General features: G+C 42.1%; 18 protein-coding genes, 1 tRNA gene and 1 pseudogene. 10 read left to right on the plus strand and 10 right to left on the minus strand.

The window, feature by feature from the left end; all coding sequences use genetic code 11:
* Positions 1-282: 282 nt before the first annotated feature.
* Positions 283-963 carry a dienelactone hydrolase family protein gene (locus MSTHT_RS11635; protein ID WP_048167925.1) on the minus strand — a complete coding sequence of 227 codons (681 nt, stop codon included), beginning with the start codon at positions 961-963 and terminating at the stop codon, positions 283-285.
* A 67-nt stretch (positions 964-1,030) separates the two neighbouring features.
* Positions 1,031-1,684 (minus strand): phosphoribosyltransferase, encoded by a 654-nt coding sequence (locus MSTHT_RS11640; RefSeq protein ID WP_048167926.1) that lies wholly within the window; start codon positions 1,682-1,684, stop codon positions 1,031-1,033.
* Positions 1,685-2,377: 693 nt separating this feature from the next.
* Here MSTHT_RS11640 and MSTHT_RS11645 point away from each other — a divergent pair.
* Entirely contained in the window at positions 2,378-4,471 is a 2,094-nt protein-coding gene (locus MSTHT_RS11645; RefSeq protein ID WP_231588086.1) for an MASE3 domain-containing protein, read from the plus strand.
* A gap of 285 nt (positions 4,472-4,756) precedes the next feature.
* Here MSTHT_RS11645 and MSTHT_RS11650 read toward each other — a convergent pair whose 3' ends face one another.
* Positions 4,757-5,572, minus strand: coding sequence for a hypothetical protein (locus MSTHT_RS11650; protein WP_181952197.1), 816 nt, complete (start codon positions 5,570-5,572; stop codon positions 4,757-4,759).
* Between the two features lie 518 nt (positions 5,573-6,090).
* Between MSTHT_RS11650 and MSTHT_RS11655 the strand changes: the two genes are divergently transcribed.
* Positions 6,091-6,666 carry a hypothetical protein gene (locus MSTHT_RS11655; protein ID WP_048167927.1) on the plus strand — a complete coding sequence of 192 codons (576 nt, stop codon included), beginning with the start codon at positions 6,091-6,093 and terminating at the stop codon, positions 6,664-6,666.
* Positions 6,667-6,758: 92 nt separating this feature from the next.
* Here MSTHT_RS11655 and MSTHT_RS11660 read toward each other — a convergent pair whose 3' ends face one another.
* Complete coding sequence (locus MSTHT_RS11660; RefSeq protein ID WP_048167928.1) at positions 6,759-6,977, minus strand: transcriptional regulator; 219 nt, start codon at positions 6,975-6,977, stop codon at positions 6,759-6,761.
* A 567-nt stretch (positions 6,978-7,544) separates the two neighbouring features.
* On the opposite strand from MSTHT_RS11660, the gene MSTHT_RS11665 reads away from it, so the two are divergent.
* The 3 genes from MSTHT_RS11665 to MSTHT_RS11675 all read left to right on the plus strand — a co-directional run bounded on the left by MSTHT_RS11665 (position 7,545) and on the right by MSTHT_RS11675 (position 11,423).
* On the plus strand, positions 7,545-8,363 hold the full coding sequence (locus MSTHT_RS11665; RefSeq protein ID WP_048167929.1) for a PRC-barrel domain-containing protein: 819 nt from the start codon (positions 7,545-7,547) through the stop codon (positions 8,361-8,363).
* Between the two features lie 140 nt (positions 8,364-8,503).
* The gene (locus tag MSTHT_RS11670) at positions 8,504-9,298 is read left to right on the plus strand and encodes a PRC-barrel domain-containing protein (protein ID WP_048167930.1); all 795 of its coding nucleotides are present in this window, start codon (positions 8,504-8,506) and stop codon (positions 9,296-9,298) included.
* Positions 9,299-9,455: 157 nt separating this feature from the next.
* Entirely contained in the window at positions 9,456-11,423 is a 1,968-nt protein-coding gene (locus MSTHT_RS11675) for a PRC-barrel domain-containing protein (protein ID WP_048168568.1), read from the plus strand.
* 162 nt (positions 11,424-11,585) lie between these two features.
* On the opposite strand, the pseudogene MSTHT_RS11680 reads toward MSTHT_RS11675, so the two are convergent.
* Both MSTHT_RS11680 and MSTHT_RS11685 read right to left on the minus strand, forming a co-directional pair.
* A pseudogene (locus MSTHT_RS11680) lies at positions 11,586-12,726 on the minus strand (DUF362 domain-containing protein).
* 101 nt (positions 12,727-12,827) lie between these two features.
* A complete protein-coding gene (locus MSTHT_RS11685) occupies positions 12,828-13,235 on the minus strand; it encodes a helix-turn-helix domain-containing protein (protein ID WP_048167931.1) in 408 nt (135 codons plus the stop codon).
* Between the two features lie 239 nt (positions 13,236-13,474).
* Here MSTHT_RS11685 and groES point away from each other — a divergent pair, with 239 nt between their 5' ends.
* The 5 genes from groES (at position 13,475) to MSTHT_RS11710 (ending at position 18,769) form a co-directional block, all read left to right on the plus strand.
* Entirely contained in the window at positions 13,475-13,753 is a 279-nt protein-coding gene (gene groES, locus MSTHT_RS11690) for a co-chaperone GroES (protein WP_048167932.1), read from the plus strand.
* Between the two features lie 122 nt (positions 13,754-13,875).
* The gene (gene groL / locus MSTHT_RS11695; protein WP_048167933.1) at positions 13,876-15,486 is read left to right on the plus strand and encodes a chaperonin GroEL; all 1,611 of its coding nucleotides are present in this window, start codon (positions 13,876-13,878) and stop codon (positions 15,484-15,486) included.
* A 245-nt stretch (positions 15,487-15,731) separates the two neighbouring features.
* Entirely contained in the window at positions 15,732-16,559 is an 828-nt protein-coding gene (locus tag MSTHT_RS11700) for a ribonuclease H family protein (RefSeq protein ID WP_048167934.1), read from the plus strand.
* 153 nt (positions 16,560-16,712) lie between these two features.
* A complete protein-coding gene (locus MSTHT_RS11705) occupies positions 16,713-17,339 on the plus strand; it encodes a hypothetical protein (RefSeq protein ID WP_048167935.1) in 627 nt (208 codons plus the stop codon).
* A 245-nt stretch (positions 17,340-17,584) separates the two neighbouring features.
* A complete protein-coding gene (locus MSTHT_RS11710; RefSeq protein WP_048167936.1) occupies positions 17,585-18,769 on the plus strand; it encodes a pyridoxal phosphate-dependent aminotransferase in 1,185 nt (394 codons plus the stop codon).
* A gap of 203 nt (positions 18,770-18,972) precedes the next feature.
* Here MSTHT_RS11710 and MSTHT_RS11715 read toward each other — a convergent pair whose 3' ends face one another.
* From MSTHT_RS11715 to modB, 4 genes are all read right to left on the minus strand, one after another.
* Entirely contained in the window at positions 18,973-19,737 is a 765-nt protein-coding gene (locus tag MSTHT_RS11715) for a hypothetical protein (RefSeq protein ID WP_048168569.1), read from the minus strand.
* Between the two features lie 313 nt (positions 19,738-20,050).
* Positions 20,051-20,241, minus strand: a tRNA-Trp gene (locus tag MSTHT_RS14625).
* Positions 20,242-20,372: 131 nt separating this feature from the next.
* Positions 20,373-21,509 (minus strand): ABC transporter ATP-binding protein, encoded by a 1,137-nt coding sequence (locus tag MSTHT_RS11720; RefSeq protein WP_052721888.1) that lies wholly within the window; start codon positions 21,507-21,509, stop codon positions 20,373-20,375.
* Complete coding sequence (gene modB, locus MSTHT_RS11725) at positions 21,506-22,183, minus strand: molybdate ABC transporter permease subunit (protein WP_048167937.1); 678 nt, start codon at positions 22,181-22,183, stop codon at positions 21,506-21,508. The genes MSTHT_RS11720 and modB overlap by 4 nt, the downstream gene beginning before the upstream one ends.
* Positions 22,184-22,187: the final 4 nt, after the last annotated feature.

Here is a 22,187-nt window from a genome sequence, read left to right on the forward strand (position 1 = left end):
AAGATATAAACGGCTTTACAGGAAATCATTAACCACGAAAAGCACGGAAAACGCAAAATAGAGAAAATATGGGTACAACCCGTCATGCTTTCCGTGTATTCCGCAGTTATCCGCAGTTATGAAGTAAGCGAAAATATCTTAGAAGGTATTTTTAAACTATTTTACCTTAGAAACTTTATTTTTAATCTGTTTAAGCTTATTTAGAGGTTCTCTACAGAACCGAATAAACTAAAACAAGCAAATCGTTATTTTTTACCCATTCAACAATTCGCCACTTACCTGTTATTTCTCTTCCAGAAGATATTTTTTAAACCATTCTCCAGCCAAATCTGCAACTTCTTCCAGTGCGCCCGGCTCTTCGAAAAGATGAGTTGCTCCGGGAACGATTTTAAGTTCTTTTTGCTCTGTCTTCAACCGGTCTAACGCCCACTGATTCATCTCGATTACCTGAAAATCCCGCCCGCCCACAATAAGCAGTGTTGGAGCCTTTACATCTGGCAGAGCTTTTTCAGCAAGATCAGGTCTTCCTCCCCTGGAAACGACTGCTTTTACAACATCTGCATGCTCTTTTGCAGCTATGAGTGCGGCTGCAGCTCCTGTACTGGCGCCAAAATAACCTATATTGAGGTTTTTAGTATCAGGATTGCTCAAAAGCCAGTTTGTAACCCCAACAAGCCGGCTTGCAAGCAGGTCAATATCAAACCTGAGATGAGCCGTTACCATGTCAATTCTCTCCTCTTCGGCTGTCAACAGGTCGAATAGCAGCGTTCCGAGGCCTTCCTTCTGAAGTTCCTGCGCAACAAACCTATTCCGCGAGCTAAAACGACTGCTTCCGCTGCCGTGTGCAAAAACAACAATTCCTTTCGCTCCTTCAGGAATAGTGAGATTCCCTTCAAGTGTGATAGAATCAATTGGGATTTGAATCTCATTACTGCTCTTACTTTTACTCGATAATTCGCTCATGCAAATCCCCCCAAAAAGTTCTGCTATTAATCACAGATTCGGATATAAGCAGATATTAATTCAGTTTTCATTTAGCTGGAAGAGCTCTTGCTTTTTCCAGGAGTTCAATTACTTCTTCGTCAGTTGTCTGTCTGAAATCGACGTACCAGGCTCCAACTCCATAGAAAGGTTCAGGCGTAGTCACACATATTACTTCGTCTACTTCCTTTTTGAAAAACTCGCATGTATCGGGTGCAGCTGTGGGCACTGCAACAACGATTTTAGCCGGGTTTTTGGTTTTAAGGGCAGCTGCAGCTGCACGCATTGTTGCACCTGTAGCAAGGCCGTCATCTATCAAAATTACAGTCGCCCCACTTATATCGGGCTTGGGTCTATCTCCACGATAAAGGCGTTCCCTGCGCTCAAGTTCCCTGAGCTCATTCGCAGCTACGGTAGCAATTACTCTATCGGGTACGTGAAACGACCTGACAACATCTTCGTTCAGCACACGGATATCGTTGGAAGCAATAGCTCCCATTGCCAGTTCTTCATTTCCAGGCACTCCCAGTTTCCGTACTATAAACACATCCATCTTTACATTCAGTTCCTTTGCAACCTCAAATGCCACTGGGACGCCCCCGCGTGGGAGTGCGAGTATCAACACATCCGGACGATTTGCATATTTAGAAAGCTCTTTTGCCAGCCTTCTTCCAGCATCCACTCTATCTTTAAAAATTGACATATTTTCCCTCAACCCTGTTGACTGAATTAATTGATAAGATAAACTATGATAATTATATTATATGTCCAAACTCTTAAACGTATAAGTATAAAATTAAGCTTAAAATATTATATAATTACTTCTTTATATGAAGTGAAAGCCAGAAAAAATTATATTTTAAAAACAATTATTCTTTTTCCCAGATGTGTCGCCCATGTGGAATCAAAAAATTCCATCAGGGCTTAAAATATTTGATGCCAATATATATTTTGTCTGCATCTTATTTTTTGAATAATTAATTTAAAATAATTCATGTCCTTAATATATTGTGGAGTTAGGAAGTAAGTCGAGTATGTAATAATTAAAAGAATTGCCTGGAGGCCTATCCTGCTCGGAATCGATATGTCTGGGGGGGAAATATCATCTGGGCTGCTGTATTGGGGGGATACGGTAAACGGGATAAGAGCCTCCGGGCTTCTCCTTAATCTTTTTTCTGCATCCGTCCTGCTCTTCCCTCTCCATTCATCCTTGTAAGGCTTTGCAGGTCTAAAACTATACCAGGTTTTATTATGGGTTTAAAGCTGCTTTGTACGCCTAAAAATTTAGTGTAAACAAACTCAATTATTATAGATACTTATAGATACTTAACCCTTCAAGGCTTATATATAATGGGGGTAACTGAACATCTTAGACGTCAGGGAAAACACGCTAAAAGTGGATTTCTATGAGGTAGTGGTCTGGGTCACTATACTTATTTTGCTTTACTTAATTAGCCTTAGCAATTATCTCCTGTTTTATACAGTAGTAGAATTGTTCATTGTCTACGTTGCATATGTGATATTTCTCATAGTATGGAAATCAAGATCCCGCCTGGAGAATCGGTATCTTATTATTCTGGGAATTGGATATTTTTTTGTCGGAGGCGTCGACTTTTTGGGCACTCTTGCATTCCATGGAATGGGAGTGTTTCCAGGGTTTGACACAAACCTTACCGTTCAACTGCATATAATTGCAAGATTCCTGAGAAGTGCTACTTTCCTGATAGCTCCGCTGCTTTTAATATACACTGGAGAAAGGCTGGGGAATGTCCAAACTCTAAATAATGCAGCCTTTGCCTGGAAGACCTTTCTCATATATGCAGTAATTACCATCGCCTGCGTAGTTTCGGTCTTCTTTTTACAGGGTTTCCCGGATTCTTATCTCCTGGATTCAGGGTTCACACAATCCAAAATAATTAGTGGATACTTTATTTCTTTCATGCTTCTCTTCTCCCTGTTCCCTCTGTATATAATCAGGGATAGATTTGAAGAAGATGTTTTCAACCTGCTCTCAATATCCATAATCCTGGCAATTCTTTCAGAATTGTCCTTTATGTTTTACAGTCAAATGGATGAAGCTTCAAACGTTATAGGTCTCATTTTCAAACTCCTGTCCTTTTACCTGATTTATAAAGCAATTGTAGACATCGGATTTGAAGAACCCTGCAGTTTGTTCTTCAGGGAGCTTAAACACCGGGAAGAGGATTTAAGGCAGAAAGCAGCTTTCCTTGGGGATGAGTACAGTCATATTTGCAGGATGATAGGCAAGAGGTACTTTATTGAGCCTCGAAGCATTGAAAAGGGAGACGACAGAAGGAATCAAGAAGAAGATTCAGGCAGTTACCGCTCTTTCATGCAAAATCTCCAGGGAATTGGTTTCCAAATCAGTAATGACTTTAAGATAACTTTCATGCACGGTCCTGTTGAGGAAATGACAGGTTATTCCAAGCAGGATCTAGTTTCCGGACAGGTCGATTGGCAGGAAATAGTCGTAGCTGAAGACCGACCTACTATTTTTAAAGAAAGGAAGAAATTGAGATTAAACCCGAATTCTATTGTTGAAAGCGAATACCGAATACAGAAAAAAGATGGAGAAATAAAATGGGTCAGGGAAATCATCCAGAAGATTCCGGAAGAACCTGAAAACTCAGGGAAATTTCAGGGTTTGATTTATGATATCACTGAACGCAAGATGGCAGAAGAAGCTCTGGAAAAAATAGACAAGATCCGGATAAGAGAGGTTCATCACCGCATAAAGAATAACCTTCAGGTAATTTCATCCCTTCTCAGCCTCCAGGCAGAAAAATTCGATGACAAAGAGGTAATTGAGGCCTTCAGGGAAAGTCAGAACCGGGTTGCATCCATAGCAATGATTCACGAGAAGCTACATGAGAGTGAAAGCATGGACACTCTCGATTTTTCAGATTACCTTAGAAATCTAACCGCAGATCTTTTCAGATCTTACAGAGTGGGGAATAACAATATAAACCTCAAGCTGAATCTCGAACCGGTTTATCTGGACATGGGCACTGCAATCCCGCTGGGGATTATTGTAAACGAGCTTATCTCAAATGCCTTCAAGCATGCTTTCCCTGAGAAAAAGGAAGGTGAGATTAGCATAAATCTCTGCAGGATTGAAACTTTTGCTGCAAGATATGGGATTCCGGATCAGGATAAAACCAGTCCGACAGGCAATGATTGCCCAGATGATAACTATCCAAATAATAACTATCGGGACGTACAGCAGGACTATCTGGAAAGAGAGGAATATGCAGTTGATGGGTATTCTAAATGTTATAACAATTTCAATTATATACTCACTGTAAAAGATAATGGAAAAGGAATCCCCGAAGAGATCGATTTTCAAAATACTGATTCCCTGGGGCTTCAGCTCGTAAACATTCTTGTAGAGCAGATCGATGGTTATATCGAGCTTAAAAGGTACCCGGGAACAGAGTATACTATCTGTTTTAACAATAAAGAAAATTAAGGTTGGAATTCAGGGTGAGATTCTCTACTTTATCTTGGAAAGGGTCTTCTCGCCTTCCAAGATAAAACGAGATCAGCAATTTTACCGATATAGCTGATGATCTTACAATTTGTCAGGTCAAAGAAAATATTTAGAAACCCGGGGATGGGTCACCGGAACCCTTTAATTTTTCCCCTGGAAATTTTTAATTCAAATACGAAATTAATAAGAAAAATCAGTACTCCCCTGGAAACTCAATAACCCCAGGGGATTGAATAAACTTCAAAATCCAATATTTTCCCGTGTTTAAGTAGCGTCAGGGTTTTCAGTTTCTTTCTCGACAGGTTTCTGGGCAAGTTCGTCCCATTTCCCGTCGATTATGGCAGATGTAACATTCCTGCCTGAGACTGTGATTTCTATTCTATGAGGAGTAAGAGCCTCAGTTACGATCTGACCTGTCCGATCCCCATAACCTCCGTGCCTGTTTGTAAAAGTATAGGTTAAAATATGCTGTTCTGGAATCGACTCTAGAATCTCATGATTTTCAAGCTTCAGGTCGAAGCCGTCGAAGCTGTACGTAGGAGCACTCTTTATCCAGTTTTCTGCTATTTCTTCGGCTTCCTCAGGCGAAGTGGATACGGCATAGGCACGAAGCTCGAGAAGTGCCGAATCGATCTCCTGAAGACCTTCAGGCATATATTCTGAATAGTAAGGATCTACAATTACTGTTTTTGACCTATTTTTCTCAATCAGGCTTATTTCCACTGTCCCGACATCTGTAACTATGGGTTGTCCTTCCTGTGGGGTGTAACGGTCTTGCATCTCAAAAAATCCATTTCTCTCAAACAGGTTTACAAGTTCCTCAAAATCAGTCTCATTAAAAGGTTTCTCATATATTTGCTTGGATTCCCCTTCCATGCCCGATGTTATAAATACAACATGCGTATTGTTTACAGTCAAGACCTGTAGCTGCATTTCTGGAAGCGTAAAAGCCCCATAGGTCTTGTGGATTATTGTCGTGTTTTCTGGGCTTTCTGTTGTATTTTCTGGGATTTCTGTTGTGTTTTCTGGGCTTTCTGTTGTATTCCCTGAGATCCCTGATTGTTCTGGTTGTCCTTCCATACATCCTGCTGAAAAAGTTATCAAAATTATGAATAGAATGAAAACTATTTTATTAATAGAGTCCCCCTCCCTCTTTACACCGTTCGGGTTTACTGCTTTTAACTTCTTATTAAGATCTGAAAATTAATTTCTTACATTGTATTATTAAGACGGGGAATTAATTTCCTACTTTGTCTTATTAAGACTGAAAATTAATTTCCTACTTTGTCTTATTAAGACTGAAAGTTAATTTCCTACTTTGTGAAATTTTGTTTTTTATTCAATTATTGTGTCTTTATACAATTTGTTTTTTTTGTTTGACTGGTATATTAGTTATTAATCCCTTTTGACTTTCTCTCTGTGTATATCCTGATCAATTTAAAGAACTTCCTTAATCTGTTAAGTAACATTCTGATTCGCACTCAGAGGCATAATTATTTAATTTCAGGCTGCCAGTTAGCATTAAGACAATCCTGTTACTTCCTTTTGATGCCCTGATTCTCAAAATGTCCGTTTTAACAGAGGCTTGTGGTTGTTCTATGAAACGCAATACAAAGGAATGGAAAGAAAAAAGAACTGAATTTCTCAAAGGTAAGACCTGTGCATGGTGCGGATCTTCCGATTCCCTGTGTATACATATTCCCAGAGCTTATTCTCCGGCTCAGGTCAAATCTGAGATTTACAGTGCTGCATATACAAGGTTCAAGGAGATTTACAGGCAGAAATACCAGAAGTTCGATCGCATCCCAACCGGCAAACATCGGCATAAAAGCCACCCTTACTGGCATAAAGCCTCAACTGTACATAAAACCGAGCCTGATCATACTGACCTTGAGGAACAATTTACCGACGTTCTTCTTGAGGACACGGAAGAAGGCAACTTTAAAAAGCTGTATCACAAATGGCTTGAAGAATCTGGGATTAATGAATTAATTGAGGAGGAAGTTAAAAAAGCAGAGGAGGAATGTGAATCTCTGGCAAATGCAATTGTGCTCTGCAAACGCTGCCATTTTGCAAGCCTCAGGGGTATGAATCTCTGTCCTGTATGCAGGAAAAAATACAAATCCGTAAACTATGAGACCTGTTTTGACTGCTTGCCTGACGAGAAAAAGTGAGATTTCGGGAGAGGCAAAACCGATAGGTCTACGGAAAATTCAGAATCTCCTTATAAATCGTTTTTTGAGTCTTGCTTCAGGAAAAACTCTTTTCAAAAAAGAGCCCAGCCGCTTCCTCCACATGCCTTGCATGTTCCAATCTCAAGAGTTCCGGATCCGTTACAGACTGGACATGCTATTGCAGGCTGAGCAACAAGTACGTCACCCTGTCCCCCGCAGGCTTCACAAACTCCGCCATTGGCATGCCCGGTCCCGTTGCAAAGAGAGCACTTTTCCGGAGCATATTCAGTATCTATATAGGTATGGAGCATCCTATCACCTTCGAAGGTAAGATTATAGAAGTAATTGTCAAAAAATCCTTTTGATATGTATTTTTGGCTTTCTGGATTAAAAGAGCTTTCAAAAAGATAAAAAGGAAAAAGTTATAACTTATTTACCGGCTTTTCCCTTCTTTCAGGATCTGCAGCCTGCCCGGCGCGAATTGTTAAAATATTTTATGAGTGATCTAGAACATCAAAATTATTTGGTTCATGGAACTACTCATAAATTCCTCCTTCTAAGTTCTATATTTTTTAATAGCTAGTCTCATCAATATAATTAACCGCAGGAGTATTCTTTCCCGGCATTTTAGACGATTTGCCAGCCTAGGGTCCTTAAATTTAATAGATAAATTTTCCAAAAAATCTCTCCATTTCTATTTTTTCTTTATAATTTTTATTCATAAATTTCTACTTAATAACATAGTGTATTACTTTTAACCATTCCGGTAGTTTTAAGTAACATCAAAAAAATAATATTAGTTAGGGGTAGGTTTCGGAGCTGTGTCTGGGGGCGCAGGCTCTGGAATGGTGTCTCCTGAAGCTTAGGGAGTTTTAACTATGGCAGATAGGGATAATCCAGAGTTTTTGTCAGCTAGCACGATAAAAGGGGATAAGGTTATCAGCAGTACGGGAGAGGATCTGGGGAAAATTGAAGAACTGATGATTGACATTCAGAACGGAAGAGTAGCGTATGCTGCCCTTTCTTTTGGGGGATTCCTGGGTCTTGGCGATAAACTGTTTGCTATTCCCTGGCAAGCTCTTACACTAAGAGTACACGAGCATGCTTTTTTACTTGGCATTCCTAAAGAAACCCTGGAAAAGGCAGAAGGTTTCGACAAAGATAACTGGCCTTTAACTACTCATAAGGAGCTTTCCAATACCTACACCTACTATGGGTATCGACCTTACTGGCAGCCTGCAAAGACGGAACAAACCGAAGCTCCGGAAGAATCCAAAACGGAAAGGACTGCCCGGGCGGAAACTAGAGAGATCAGGCGTAGAATGAATTTTTTGTCAGCAAGTGAAATAAAAGGGGAAAAGGTCGTCAATAAAGAAGGGGAACATCTTGGGAAGATTGAAGATTTGATGATCGACCTTCAAGACGGAAGAATAGCTTATGTTGTCCTTTCTTTTGGGGGATTCCTGGGGCTGGGCAATAAGTTGTTCGCTATTCCCTGGCAGGCTCTTTCACCAAGACCTGATGAAAATGTGTTTGTCCTTGATATCCCTAAGAAGACCCTTGAAAATGCGGAGGGTTTTGATAAAGATCACTGGCCTGTAACTAATCGTGAATGGCTGTCCACTGTATATCGTTTCTATGGATACCAGCCTTACTGGCAGGAACAGCGTATAGAGAATCGGCCGGGTAATCTCTGATACCTTAATAGGGTAGATAGGTATTATCAATTACTGGCAAATAGGGGGTTGGAACTGATTTAATTGGGGTAGAGGTTTGAGGTTATGCCTGGAGTGCAGGTTTTTAATACTGCATTTCCTGAGTTTGGGGGCTGGAGAATATGGCAAATAGAGATAATCCAGATTTTTTGTCAGAAGGTACGCTAAAAGGGAGTAAGGTCATCAACAAGGCTGGAGAGGATATTGGGAAGATTGAAAAGTTAATGATCGATCTCATAGATGGAAGAATAGCCTATGCCGTATTGTCTTTTGGCGGAATCCTTGACAGGAGGGATAAACTCTTTGCCATTCCCTGGCAAGCTCTTAAATCAGAAATGCATGATCATGTTTTCATTCTTGATATCCCCAGAGAGGCTCTGGAAAAAGCTGAGGGGTTTGATAAGGACAACTTGTCTTTAACCCGTGAGGAACTTTCTGGCGTCTATACTTATTATGGACATCAGCCTTACTGGCAGAATATAATGGCAGAACAGACCGAATTGCTTGGAGAAACCGAGCCTGAAAGAATGATTCTAATGAGAAGAGCGGCAGGTAAAAAATATCCAGATTTTTTGCCTGCAGACACGATAAAAGGGGAGAAGGTTGTCAGCATTGCTGGAGAGGATATTGGGAAGATTGAAGAGTTAGTAATCGACCTCCAGGCTGGAAGAGTAGCATATGCCGTACTTTCTTTTGATGAGTTTCCGGGTATGAGCGGCAAATTTTTTGCTATACCATGGCAGGCTCTTCAGGTAAAATTTCAAGAACATGCCTTCTTACTTAATGTCCCTAAATATACTCTTGAAAAAGCAGAAGGTTTTGATAAAGATCACTGGCCTGTAACTACCTATGATTGGCTCTCTAAAGTATACAGCTACTACGAATATGAGCCTTACTGGCAGACACCGAGATTATAGCCGATCAGGTAGACCTTAGCCTTAATTGGGCAAACAGACCAGGCATTCATTACTGATAAACCAGATGTGAAACAAATTTATCGGGGGGAAAATTCGGAATTTCGTCTGGGTACAGGCGTTTAAATATATGTTTGTAAAACTTTGGGGGTTAAAAATTATGGCAGATCGAAATAATCCAGATTTTTTGTCAGCAAGCACGCTAAAGGGAGATAAAGTCGTTAACGCAGCTGGAGACGACCTTGGAAAGATTGAAGAATTAATGATCGACCTTCGTGATGGAAGGTTAGCGTTTGCAGTGCTTTCTTTTGGAGGATTCCTGGGGCTGGGCAATAAGCTGTTTGCTATTCCTTGGCAGGCTCTTAAATTAAAACTTCATGACCATGCCCTCGTCCTTGATGTACCTAAAGAGACTCTTGAAAAAGCCGAGGGCTTTGATAAGGACAAGTGGCCTGTAACTTCCCATGAGTGGCTGTCCACTGTATATAATTACTATGGATATCAGCCTTATTGGCAGACAGGAGCGGCTGCAGGAATGCCTGAAGAGATTGAATCCGAGAGGATGACCCGGGCTGGAAGAACGTCTACAGATAGGGAAAATCCGGATTTTCTGTCGGCAAGCACGCTAAAGGGGAATAAGGTCGTCAGTTCTACTGGAGAGAATATTGGAAAAGTTGAAGAGTTTATGATCGATCTCCAGAATGGAAAAGTAGGGTATGTTGTGGTCTCACATGGTGGAATCCTGGGTATAGGAAACAAACTTTTTGCTGTTCCCTGGCAGGCTCTTACACTGAGAGTGCATGAGCACGCTTTCGCTCTTAATATTCCCAAAGAGACTCTCGAAAAATCGGAAGGCTTTGATAAGGATAACTGGCCCTTAACTCGTGAAGAACTCTCCAGAACCTATTCCTACTACGGATACGAGCCTTACTGGCAGGCAGAAATGGCGGCACCTGCAGCAGGAGCTGCGGCAGCAGCAGGAGTGGCTGCAGCTATGCCGACTGAAACCGAATCCGAACGGGTATCCCGGATGGAAAGAGAGCCTACGCCGGTAGGAACGGAAGAAGAGAGAGCGGCGCAGCAAGAGAGAGAAAGACTTGAAGAATTAAGGAGAGCGCAAGAGGAGAAAATCTCGCAGTTAGAAAAGCAGCGGATGGAAGCCGAGAAGCAGGCAGAAGCTGAGAGAGATAGGCTGAAGCGGCTGGAAGCAGAGAGGATTGAAGCAGAGAGACAGGCGCAGGCCGAAAGGCAGAGGCTGGCAGAGCTGGAAAAAGAGCTGCAGGAAGCAAGAAGGCAGGAAGAAAGAGAAAAAATATCCCGGCTCGAAGAAGAGTTGAGGTCGGTACAGACACAGGAAGAAACCCATCGAGAGAGACTCACTCAACTGGAAAGAGAGTGTGCAGAAGCCCGGAAACAGGCTGAGATTGAGAGGCAGAGACTGGTTGAGCTGGAAAGAGAACGTGCTGAAGTAGAAAAGCAGGCGGAGGCTGAGAGAGAAAGGTTAACACAGTTTGAGAGAGAGCGGGCAGAAGCCGAAACTATGGTTCAAGCAAGGGGCACAGAAGGTAAAGTGACACCTGACTTTTTGTCGGCAAGCACGATAAAAACGGATAGGGTCATCAATCCAGCCGGAGAAGACCTTGGAAGGATTGAAGAGCTAATGATTGATCTCGACAATGGCAGGGTAGCGTATGCTGTCATGTCTTTTGGCGGATTCCTGGGTATGGCCGATAAGCTGTTTGCTATCCCCTGGGAAGCTCTATCTCTCAGGCCGCGTGAACACGCCTTCGTCCTTAATATTTCCAGGGACGTTCTGGAAAGAGCAGAAGGCTTTGATAAGGACAACTGGCCCTTAACCCGTGAGGAACTCTCCAGAACCTACACTTATTACGGATACCAGCCTTACTGGCAGAGAGGTGTGACGGCAGAAGTATCCAGAGAAACCGAGCCACAGAGAGCTGCTCGTACTGAGAGAACAGGAACCCTGGAAACCGCCGAAGAAGTAATGGCGCGGCAGGAAAAAGAAAGGATAGAACGTATGGAAGAGACCGAAACTGATGAGGAGAGAAGGCAGAGGCTGGAAAGAGAAAAAGAGATCGCAGCAAGACGGGAACGCAAGTATCACTGAAGTGATAATTAACAGGGTGAAGTGATAATTAACGGGGAGGCATGTTAAATGTCTCTCTGGATTTAACTGGATACGGTAAAGGTGTAAACCGGGGTTAAGTCGGTTTATAGCGGCTCATTCTTTTCGGTTTACAACCTTATTTACAATTTTTCAGGTTTATTTTCATATTTTTCCAGTTAGATTTTCTTTTGCTGTCATAAGCCTTGCAAGCAGGGATTTTTTGATTTCTACCGCGTTGCTAGGGCACAGTTCACGGCAGCAGTAACATAAAATGCACTTATCCTCATTAATCCTGTAACTTCCATCATCGAGCTGTTCTACGGCATGAGGAGAGCAGTTTAAATAACAAGCTCCGCAGTGTGTACATTTTCTCCTGTTAATCCTGGGATAGATCTTATAATATTTGCCAAGGCTGCGAGTAAGAAAGGAAGGGGCTGTGCTGACTCCTCCGCTGGACGGTTTGAATTTGATTTTGACTTCTTTTAATGGGGTTCCTACAACAACAGGGCACTGATTTCCAAAGCCCTTTTTCATAGCTCCTGCAGTCGTGGGAATTTTAAGAGGCTCAAAGCCTATCATTTCAGCAGCCACAATGTCAAGGGAAACACAGTCCTGGCTTGCCAGAACTACTCCTGAGTTTATGGGTTTCCCATGAGAGGGACCATCCCCTTCCATGCCTATAATCCCATCCATGACGGCAAAAGCGGGCATAACAACTGAATACACATCGGCAACGGCTTCGCCAAAAAGTTCCCTTTTTCCAAGAAGATGTGCCTCTTTCCGACACTTCAGAGGCAAGGTCCCAAAGAAGTTTTTGACCGCACCTGTGTAGTAAGTAAGCTCATGAGTCTTTAATTTTGGAAGGGATATCACAACATCGGCTTCAAGGACAGGATTTGCGATGTATAGTTTGCGAAACTGCAGGGAATCAGGCACATCTACAAGGGTAAAGCCTGCGGTTTCAAAGTTAACTACCTCTGCTCCGGCTTTTCGGGCGGCTTCTTCTATGCCTGAAGCTCTCAAGGCTTTTGAGGTGGCTCCCGGTCTTGAGATGCCAGCTCCGTCCCCGACTACAGGTTTCCCCCCGGCTTGAAGCACAAACTCGCACATTGACGCTACAACTGAGGGATGGGTGGTTACTGCATTTTCGGGAGAACTGGCTGCAAGGATATTTGGTTTTAGAAGCACACGGTCGCCTGGCTGGATTATATTTTCAAGACCTCCCACCAGTTCCAGGGCTTCGGCTATAGCTTTTTTTTGTTCCAGAATAATCAGGGCAGCGTATTATGGATACTCGATTCACGGCTGGAGAATAAATGGGTTTATTATTAAATTTCTTTCCGGTACGACTTAATTGGCATCTTTCCGGGCTCTTTTCTTAATTTTCATTAATTTTTAATTTCTTTACCGGTTCTTTATTCCTATTCTAGAATCAATTTCTTCAGCCATGTATTCGAGTTCATCGAAAATTCTTTCCGAATCTTTTCGCATTTCTTTTACTGCAGCTTTCAGGCTGCCTCCTCTCAGGTATATCAGGCGTTTTTTTCTGTAAACTAGCCCAGAATCGTTGAGATTCCTTAAATGATGGTTTACTCTTGATATTTTCATCTCAAGGTCTTTAGCAAGGGCTTCTGAAGAAGTTACTTCATCATTTGAAAGTTTATCAAGCAGGGCAAAAATTATCTTGGTCGAGGTGTTTTCTATGTCTCTTCCCGAGGTAAAGCCGAAGCTATTGCAAAACCACAGGAGGTCCTCTTCCAGACTTTTAACACGCGGTTTCTCAAGGTGTCTGAGTATTATCTGCTGAACCATCAGTTTATATTTTACAATATCTCATATATATATAGTTTATTTGTATTTTGTCGATATCATCTCGATTTTCTATTAATCATGTTTATTTTTCTGGTAATTTTTAAATATAAGTTTCACATTATATGCAGATTGTTGGGCGCACAAGCGCTCAATATATCAACCAATCCCTTAATGACTCATAGCTACCATTTAATGTTCAGCTAATATAGGGTCACTTACGCATAAGGAGGAAAATTAGAGTGATTATAAAACCTATTGGCGAACGAGTTTTAATCAAACACATGAAGAAAGAAGAAGTCACAAAAGGCGGTATCTATATCCCTGAGTCCGCACGGAAGGAAAGAAAGGAAGGGTTCGTCGTTGCAGTGGGAACCTTCGAGGATGGAAAGGAGCTTCCTCTGAAGAAAGGTGACCATGTACTCTATGGGGGGTATCAATCAGACGAAATTGAAATTGACGGTGAAAAGCATCTTTTTGTCGATTTTAAGGACATCTTGGCAGTAGTTGAAGAAGAATAATGTTGAATGACGCTGATTCTGAAGAAAAGAGAATAAAAGCATATTTTTAGTAATCCAGGAAAATTAAAGACACATTCAAACTCGATTTAGGAAAAAATCTGTTTTAATCTAGGTGAATATGGATGGCTCCAAAGCAGATAATGTTTGACGAGAATGCGAGAAAGGCAATCTTAAACGGTGTGGACAAAGTTGCAAATACCGTCAAGATCACTCTGGGACCGAGGGGACGTTATGTTGTACTGGACAAAACTACAAAACCTGTGGTCACAAACGACGGAGTAACTATTGCAAAGGAAATCGAACTTCGCGATAAGTTCGAGAATATGGGAGCTAAACTTGTTAAAGAAGTCGCTTCCAAAACCCAGGATACCACCGGCGATGGAACAACTACTGCAACCCTTCTTGCTCAGAGCATGATTAGGGAAGGCCTGAAAAACATCAGTGCCGGAGCAAACCCGATAGAAGTCAAGAAAGGCATAGAGATTGCAACAGAAAAGGTTGTTGACTATCTCAAGAGTAAGAGCGTTGAAGTAAAAGGCAAGGATAAAGTCTTACAGGTAGCCACGATTTCTGCAAACAATGATGAAGAGATAGGCAGTTTGATTTCCGATGCCATGGAGAGAGTCGGCTACAATGGGGTAATTACGGTTGAGGATTCCAAAACAATGGACACAAGCCTGGATGTTGTGGAAGGTATGCAATTCGACCGGGGCTTTGTCTCTCCATACATGGTAACCGATTCAGAGAAAATGATCTGTGAGTTCGAGGATCCTTACATCCTTATCACGGACAAGAAAATCAACAGCATGAAGCAGATTGTCCCCGTACTTGAAAAAGTCGCCTCTGAAGGTCGTTCTTTACTTATTATTGCCGATGACGTTGATGGAGATGCCCAGGCTGCCCTGATCCTTAATATCATCCGCGGAGCATTGAAAGTCTGCGCTGTCAAAGCTCCAGGTTTCGGAAATGAGAAGAAAGATATGCTTGAGGATATTGCCATATTGACCGGCGGGCAGGTAATTAGCGAAGACAAGGGCATGAAGCTTGAGGAATTCCAGGATTATATGCTTGGAAGTGCAAGGAAAGTCACTGTTGACAACAACAAGACTACTATTGTGGAAGGCAAGGGTGACAAGAAAAAGATTGATGAGAGGGTCAAACTCATCGAAGCCCAGATTAATATCTCAGACTCAGAGTACAGGAAGACTGAACTCAGAAAGCGCCAGGCAAAGTTAGCAGGCGGAGTCGCAGTAATCAAAGTCGGAGCTGCAACCGAAACCGAACTGAAAGAGAAAAAGATGAGAATTGACGATGCTCTCAATGCCACAAAAGCTGCAGTTGAAGAAGGCGTAGTTACCGGGGGCGGAATAAGCCTGTTCCGTGCAGCTGCTACTCTGGATTCCCTGAAATTCGATGACGACAGGGAGGTAGGTGTAAATATAGTCAAGAGGGCTATCGAAGAGCCGGTACGCCAGATCGCTGCAAATGCAGGAAGGGAAGGAGCTGAGGTGGTTGCAACCATAAAAGCTGAATCAAACGAACTGTACGGGTACAATGCAAAGAAAGACATCTTTGAAGATCTTTTCGAAGCAGGTGTCATCGACCCCACAAAAGTAGTCAGAAGCGCTCTTCAGAACGCCGCCTCAATTGCAGGAATGGTACTCACAACCGAAGCCCTTGTCACTGAATTCGACGAAGAAAAGGATGAAAAGACCGCTGCAATTATTATCTAAGCTTGATTCCTTTCATCTCTTTTCTTTTTTATTTTTTCCATTCTTCTTCTCTTTACGCTTCGTTTTGCTCTTTCTTTTGTTTTGCTTTTTCTTTTGTTCTGTTCTATACGTAACATATTTCTAATATCGTACTTTATCAATAGTCATAACTAATCCGCAGCCTTGTCGTGTTACTGCTTACATATTTGGCTGTATATCCTGGCACAGTTCGTAAGAATATTTCTATTGGGAAGGTGAAAACAAGCATGTTTGAGGTTTACTGCGATTCTTCCTTTAATGAAGGGGAAGACTCTTATATCGGCTGTACGGTGCTCCGGGACGGGAAGCAGATCCACCAGTCTACAACAAAGGTCCCGAATGCTCCAAAAAATAATCTTGACTGTGAACTTGCAGCCCTTAACTTCGCTGTAACCCTGACCCAAATTTTTTCTGAGGGCGACCGGGACGTTACCATTTATAATGATTCTACTGAAGCCGTAAAAATTTTCCAGAAGGAAAAGCAGGAAATTGAAAGGAAATTACCCGGTTTCAATATTAATTTTGAGTATATTCCACGCGAAAAGGTAAATCAGGCAATCGCTGACAGCTTGTCTAAAAAATTTCCGATCTTTTTCCTGAATGTTCCAACCTGTGAGGTAGAGTCTTTTTCTCGGAGAGAGGATATCCTATCCGATATTGCCCGAAATGGGCGTAATATTCTTTATCTCGAGAAAGTCGAAGAAAAATCTACAAATAAAAAAACCTGCTACAGGCTGATTATCCGTACGATTGACAAAATTCTTTCGGATGACCGGCTTTATCTTATAAGAAAAGGAGGTCCCGGCACTCAGGTAAAAGTAGCAGAAGAAATAAGAAAAGACCTGTCCGACCCGCTGGTTCTCTCTTCACTGGAAGCAAAAGGTGTCAGGCTTGAGAATTCCTACTTCCTGCTGACAGATGAAACCTGGGGGCTTCGGAGCACGGATAATCAGACCTGCTCCATTCTTCCAAGCTCGATTCCTCACAGGATTATCTGCGATGAGGTGGACCGTTCCCCTCAAAATCTCTTAAGAAGAGCTGAACGCTTCAGGTAATTTTGTTTCACTGAACCTCCTTTTACCAGTACTTTTTTCTAAAAAATTTGCTGTCCAGCTCTTTTTTGAAAAGGATTGTGAAGAAGTTCACGGGTTTGCAGTAACTAAATATTTATGAGTACTTCGACCTATATACATAGGGGGTATGAAATAATGATAAAATATCCTGAGAATGAGATGCAGCAGCAGGGGTTGGGAGAGAAATACGAAAGAAAGGCTGAAGGAAACCCTGAAGAACCGAAGAAACCAGAGGATGAGGGAGTTCCGTATGCTGGCATTTTAGAAGATGAGAAGTGTATAACCTGTCTCGATATGCCTGAGGAGCAACGCAAAACTTTTATCCTGGAAATCCAGCAATTTGCAGAGAAGATACTCAGAGCCCACGGAGTTCTCAATGAAGTTGCGGATCTTTTAAAGAGTGAGTGGTTCCTTAAACTCCAGAAACCCGGGATTGAGAAAAAACTGGTTATTGCGAAATCTGGAGAAGAGATTTTCATAGGGCTTTATACCTACTCAGACGGGATGCCTGTTCCTGATCCTAACCTTGTTTTGCTTTCACAGAACGGGTTCTGGTACCCGCAGAGAATCGAGGAGAAGTTTGAGGAGACCGTTTCTTCTTTCTTTACAGGGGCATATGGGGATTATGACTTCCTTAATATTATCCCCGAAAATGTCAAAAAGTTCCAGGATTTTCAGCGGGAATTTACAAAAATGCTTGAGAGTCAGGGCTGGGATAGTCCGGATACAGAAGTTCTTGAGAAAATCATGCCTAGAAGTTAAGCTACCTTATGAAATTGGTTTCACATAAGCAATTAATTTATCACTCGGCTTTTATAGGATTTAACTTTTTTTCACTGTGCTACCTAAGAAATTAACCTTTTTCTTTTTGTTCTCTCAATTCTGATCCGGTTTTTTTCCATAGAATATTTAAATCTTGAAAGCATACGCAGTTTCATATAGCTTCAGCGGTTTACTTGCATTTACTTCAGCCACTTTCACAATAATTGATTTTCAGAAGGTCTTTTATGTTTTCGATAAACTCAGAATGCATTCTATCAAAAAAATCTGAAGATATCCCTCCTTTCTATGTTATGGAAGTGCTGGAAAGTGCCCAGGCTCTGGAAGCTGAGGGGAGACACATAATCCACCTTGAGGTCGGAGAGCCTGATTTTCCTACGGCTCCGCACATATGTGAGGCTGCTTGTGCTGCTATTTCCCGGGGAGCTACAAAATACACTCACAGCCAGGGACTTCTTTCGCTCAGAGAGGCAATAGTTGAGTCCTATCACCAGAAGTTCGGAGTTGACCTGAGCCCGGATCAGGTTATTATAACTTCGGGCACAAGCCCTGCTCTCCTGATGGTTTTTATGGCTCTGCTTGAGAAGATGGATGAAGTGATAATGTCAAATCCTTATTATGCCTGTTATCCGAATTTTGTTAAATATCTTGGTGGAACCCCTGTTTTTGTCTATACGAGCGAGAAAAATGGGTTTGCCCTCGAGCCGGAAACTGTAAGGCAGTGTCTGAGCCCAAACACTAAGGCAATTCTGATAAACAGCCCTTCAAACCCTAGCGGGCACGTCATGTCTCCAGAAAGCTTGAAGGGGCTTGCCGAGATTGCGGATGAGAAAGGTATCCCTATTATTTCGGACGAGATCTATCAGGGTCTGATCTATGATGGAGACGACCACACAATTCTGGAATACACAAGAAACGCTTTTGTCCTGAACGGCTTTTCCAAACTCTATGCAATGACCGGCTGGAGGCTCGGATATATTATCTGTCCTCCTGAGTGTGTCCGTGCAATCCAGAAAATCCACCAGAATTTTTTCATCTGCGCCAACTCCTTTGTCCAGGAGGCAGCAATTGCAGCCCTTAAGGGTCCGCAGGAATACATTGCTGAGATGGTGCAGACTTACAATACGCGCCGCCAGTATATGCTGAAAAGACTCATAGAAATGGGGTTTGAAGTCCGCAAAGAGCCTATGGGAGCTTTTTATGTCCTTGCCGATGCCCGCAAGTACTGCAGCGATTCTCTTGCATTAAGCCGCCGTATCCTCAACGAAGCTGGCGTTGCAGTTACCCCCGGAATCGATTTCGGAAACGGGGCAGAAGGCTACCTGCGTTTCTCCTATGCTAACAGCATTGAGAATATAAAAGAAGGTATGGACAGACTGGAAGCTTTTTTACAAAAAGAACTTGAAGGATGAGAATTTTTATAATCCGATTCATGATCGAATTATGATAAATTTTCTTTTTCTTTTAAACCTTTTTTTAAAATCCCTTTATTTTTAAACCCGTCTCTTCTTTTAAATTTTTTTCTTATTTTCCCCCTGCATTTTCGAATATTATTTACATCGTTTTAATACTTTGTTTAGAGTGCTTTAAGCCATTCTTCTCTTTCAGCACACTCTTAATATCCGGATAGGATGCTCTGGATCTTTCCATTCTTTTCCGGGCAGAAAAGCCCTGTTATTATCCAGGTTCCATACGTGAAATGTGTCCCCATGATAAAGTAGAGTTCCCTTTCTTTCATGAGGTCGGAGAAATGCTCTTTTATTTTCTTCTCAACGGCAGCCGGCTCGTGTACTTGCCTTATAATGTTCCGGACGGTTTCATTGAATTCCCAGTCGAGCAGGATTATTCTATGTCCTCTGCACGCCTCTTCTCCTTCACACCTGAAAAAAAACCTGATCTCAACCGGCATTCTGGCGGTTTTCTCCCCTTTTTCCAGAAAATCTCCCATGAGATTGAAATACTGCTGCCGGTCATAGGCTTCGGTGCTGTTCACATTTATCTCGATATTCAGGATTTCAGGCTTTACTATTCCAAGGCTCGCTCCCTCAATATTCAGCTTTTCTATAGACGTTACGAGCGGCAGGACAAGCTCTTTAATTTCCCGCTCTTTAAGGGGCTTCTCGAGGTTCGTGTGGCTAAGGACTTTCTTGCTCTCCCACCTTATGTCGTGCTCAGGTTTTGTAACTGTGACCTCAAGCAGATCATTTTTCCTGAAATCAACCAGTCCTTCCCCATACCTGAACCCCAGAGGATAGAGCCTCAGCAGTTCTCCCTGTCTATTGATGCCTATCACTCCTACGGCATGTCCTTCCCCATCCTTTTTGCTTTTCTCAGGGGTGGCTCTGACAAGGACGGCTACTTCTTCTTTTTCGCGCTTCAAAGTGAGAACCTCGCTTGTATTGAACAGGTTTGAGCAGGTAGAAGAAGATTGGATTTTCAAGTTATTAACCATTGGGGGAGTTACATGAAAGTATTACTTCTTAAAATTCTACGTACTTCGAAGTGTTATAAAATTAGATTCGTATATCTACCGAACCTGATACTAAGACACTAAAAGAGTTTGTGCATAGTGGAAATATTAAGAGAAAAACGACGGGGTAAAAGAAAGCCATAGAATGAAGAAGTTAAAAAGTAAGCGTGGGATAAAATGTTAAAAGAGTAGCAAAGCAGAGCAAAATTAAATTAAAAAAAGGTGGGGCTGGTGAGATTCGAACTCACGATCGACGGGTATCTCCGAACAACTGCTAGTACAGTTTCTGGTGAGCATCTATCAGTGCTCCAACGGCTCCTCATTGTCCTGCCCCGTCGGGAAAGACTCGGTAGACCCGTTGTTCATCATTTATCCGCTGGAGCCCATCGCCTTACCAGACTAGGCCACAGCCCCTTAACAAGAATCTCAAATATCTTTTCTATTTTAAATAGCTATCGGCAGGAAATTAAGTTTTTAGGGAAAGAGGTATGGTTTGAAAAAAGCGGATATAAATATTTTATCACAGTAGATATGCTATTTGTGGGTTATGCGCTGCGGAATGCAACCACTTTACTCATCTCCAGTTTAACCAGGCATAAACTGCCTTCATGCAGCTTCACGGAATCAACAAATTGTGCAGGTGCTTCCGCAGTCAGCGTTTTATTTTGTCTAAGAAGTTTAAGTTTGATTCGCTTTCTTGGTCCTTTATTGAGGATATTGGTGATATGTGCAGAATAAATGTTTTCATTCTGATCTTCAGAACCGAAATCAGGCAAAAGAAGAGTTATGTTCTCAGGATGTATGCCCCAGGAGACTTTTTCTCCGGGTTTGAAGTTTGCGGATGAGACTCTAATCATCATATCCCCACTTTTTAATACTATACTTTTTGACTCTTTATCATATCTTTCCACTTCAGCTTCATCAAAAATATTTGACATCCCGATGAGTTCTGCCACATGCCTGTTTTCTGGATGATAAAAGATCTCTTCCGGAGTTCCAAACTGCTGGATTTTTCCCCCATGCAGAATAAGAATCCTATCAGATAGAAGGAAGGCTTCCTCAAGGTTATGAGTAATAAATAACAATGGTATCTTAATCTTTTTTTGCAAGGCTTTTATTTTTTCAGCGAGCTTGGTCCTTATTTCCATATCAAGTGCGGAGAAGGGTTCATCCAGAAGTAAAATCTCAGGTTTGGGAGCAAGAGCTCTTGCCAGAGCAACTCTTTGTTTCTGCCCGCCTGAGAGTTGAGAGGGATAACGCATTTCCAGTTCCTCAATATGGAGAAGACTCAGCATCTCCATAACCCTCTCTTCTCTATCCTTTTTTTCCCAGCCTTTGAGCCCGCATTCTATGTTTTTTCTAACGCTCATGTGGGGAAAGAGAGTATAGTTCTGAAACACATATCCAAGATTGCGTTTCTGGATGGGCAGGTTAATTTTCTGGTCTTTGTCGTAGTAAACTTTATTTCCGACAGTTATTTTCCCACTATCGGGTTCCGTGATTCCTGAGATGCACTTAAATAATGTTGTTTTTCCTGATCCAGAAGGCCCAAAAAGTACAACAAGTTCTTTTCCCATCTCAAAGCTGACATCCAGCATAAAAGCTTTCTTAATGCCTTTTTTTCTATAGATTTCAGCTTCACTATATCGTTTTTTAAGGTCAACTTTAACGCCCAAGCTCATACCTCTAGTTTTCCTACGAATCTGCCGGTCAGGGCGATGGTGAGCAGTGATATAAAGACCAGGATTAAAACCAGCACCTCGGCAAGTTCGTTATTGCCTGCCTGAAATGCGCTGTATATTGAAATCGACATTGTGTTCGTTTTTCCCGGAATATTTCCTGCCAGCATGAGGGTTGCACCAAATTCTCCAACAGCCCTGGCAAAACTGAGTATCAGCCCTGCCAGTATTCCCTTTTTTGCGAGAGGGAGCGTTATTTGCAGAGCAGTCTCAAGTTCACTTTTTCCAAGAATATAGGCAGCATACTCTATTTCTCTGTCCACTGCTTCGATGGCTGCTTTCGCAGTATATACCATAAGGGGAAGAGAAACTGTATAGGCTGCAATAACTGCTGCCTGCCAGGTAAACATAATCCCCTTCCCCAGAACATCGAAAATCATCTGTCCTAGAAATCCATTTCTTCCTATCAGAATCACAAGAATGTAACCGATTACTGTAGGGGGAAGCACAAGAGGAAGGCTCACGAGCAATTCCGCAAGTCCTTTTCCCCGGAAATCATGCCTTGCAAGCACATACCCTATGGTTACGCCACTGAACAGTACGAGAATGGACGATATGGTTGCTACCCAGAGCGTGAGAGATATAGGAAACCATATCTTGTCCATCATGAAGATCACTTTT

It is taken from the genome of Methanosarcina thermophila TM-1, assembly GCF_000969885.1.
Taxonomy (GTDB): Archaea; Halobacteriota; Methanosarcinia; order Methanosarcinales; family Methanosarcinaceae; genus Methanosarcina; species Methanosarcina thermophila.

What these genes read in the sequence shown, in the direction of transcription:
- MSTHT_RS11635 (WP_048167925.1), bottom strand. Translation starts at nt 963, where the DNA reads ATGAGCGAATTATCGAGTAAAAGTAAGAGCAGTAATGAGATTCAAATC.
- MSTHT_RS11660 (WP_048167928.1), bottom strand. Translation starts at nt 6,977, where the DNA reads ATGCTCCATACCTATATAGATACTGAATATGCTCCGGAAAAGTGCTCT.
- groL (WP_048167933.1), top strand. Translation starts at nt 13,876, where the DNA reads ATGGCTCCAAAGCAGATAATGTTTGACGAGAATGCGAGAAAGGCAATC.
- MSTHT_RS11650 (WP_181952197.1), bottom strand. Translation starts at nt 5,572, where the DNA reads ATGGAAGGACAACCAGAACAATCAGGGATCTCAGGGAATACAACAGAA.
- MSTHT_RS11685 (WP_048167931.1), bottom strand. Translation starts at nt 13,235, where the DNA reads ATGGTTCAGCAGATAATACTCAGACACCTTGAGAAACCGCGTGTTAAA.
- MSTHT_RS11710 (WP_048167936.1), top strand. Translation starts at nt 17,585, where the DNA reads ATGTTTTCGATAAACTCAGAATGCATTCTATCAAAAAAATCTGAAGAT.
- MSTHT_RS11720 (WP_052721888.1), bottom strand. Translation starts at nt 21,509, where the DNA reads ATGAGCTTGGGCGTTAAAGTTGACCTTAAAAAACGATATAGTGAAGCT.
- MSTHT_RS11655 (WP_048167927.1), top strand. Translation starts at nt 6,091, where the DNA reads ATGAAACGCAATACAAAGGAATGGAAAGAAAAAAGAACTGAATTTCTC.
- MSTHT_RS11670 (WP_048167930.1), top strand. Translation starts at nt 8,504, where the DNA reads ATGGCAAATAGAGATAATCCAGATTTTTTGTCAGAAGGTACGCTAAAA.
- MSTHT_RS11665 (WP_048167929.1), top strand. Translation starts at nt 7,545, where the DNA reads ATGGCAGATAGGGATAATCCAGAGTTTTTGTCAGCTAGCACGATAAAA.
- MSTHT_RS11675 (WP_048168568.1), top strand. Translation starts at nt 9,456, where the DNA reads ATGGCAGATCGAAATAATCCAGATTTTTTGTCAGCAAGCACGCTAAAG.
- MSTHT_RS11700 (WP_048167934.1), top strand. Translation starts at nt 15,732, where the DNA reads ATGTTTGAGGTTTACTGCGATTCTTCCTTTAATGAAGGGGAAGACTCT.
- MSTHT_RS11705 (WP_048167935.1), top strand. Translation starts at nt 16,713, where the DNA reads ATGATAAAATATCCTGAGAATGAGATGCAGCAGCAGGGGTTGGGAGAG.
- MSTHT_RS11640 (WP_048167926.1), bottom strand. Translation starts at nt 1,684, where the DNA reads ATGTCAATTTTTAAAGATAGAGTGGATGCTGGAAGAAGGCTGGCAAAA.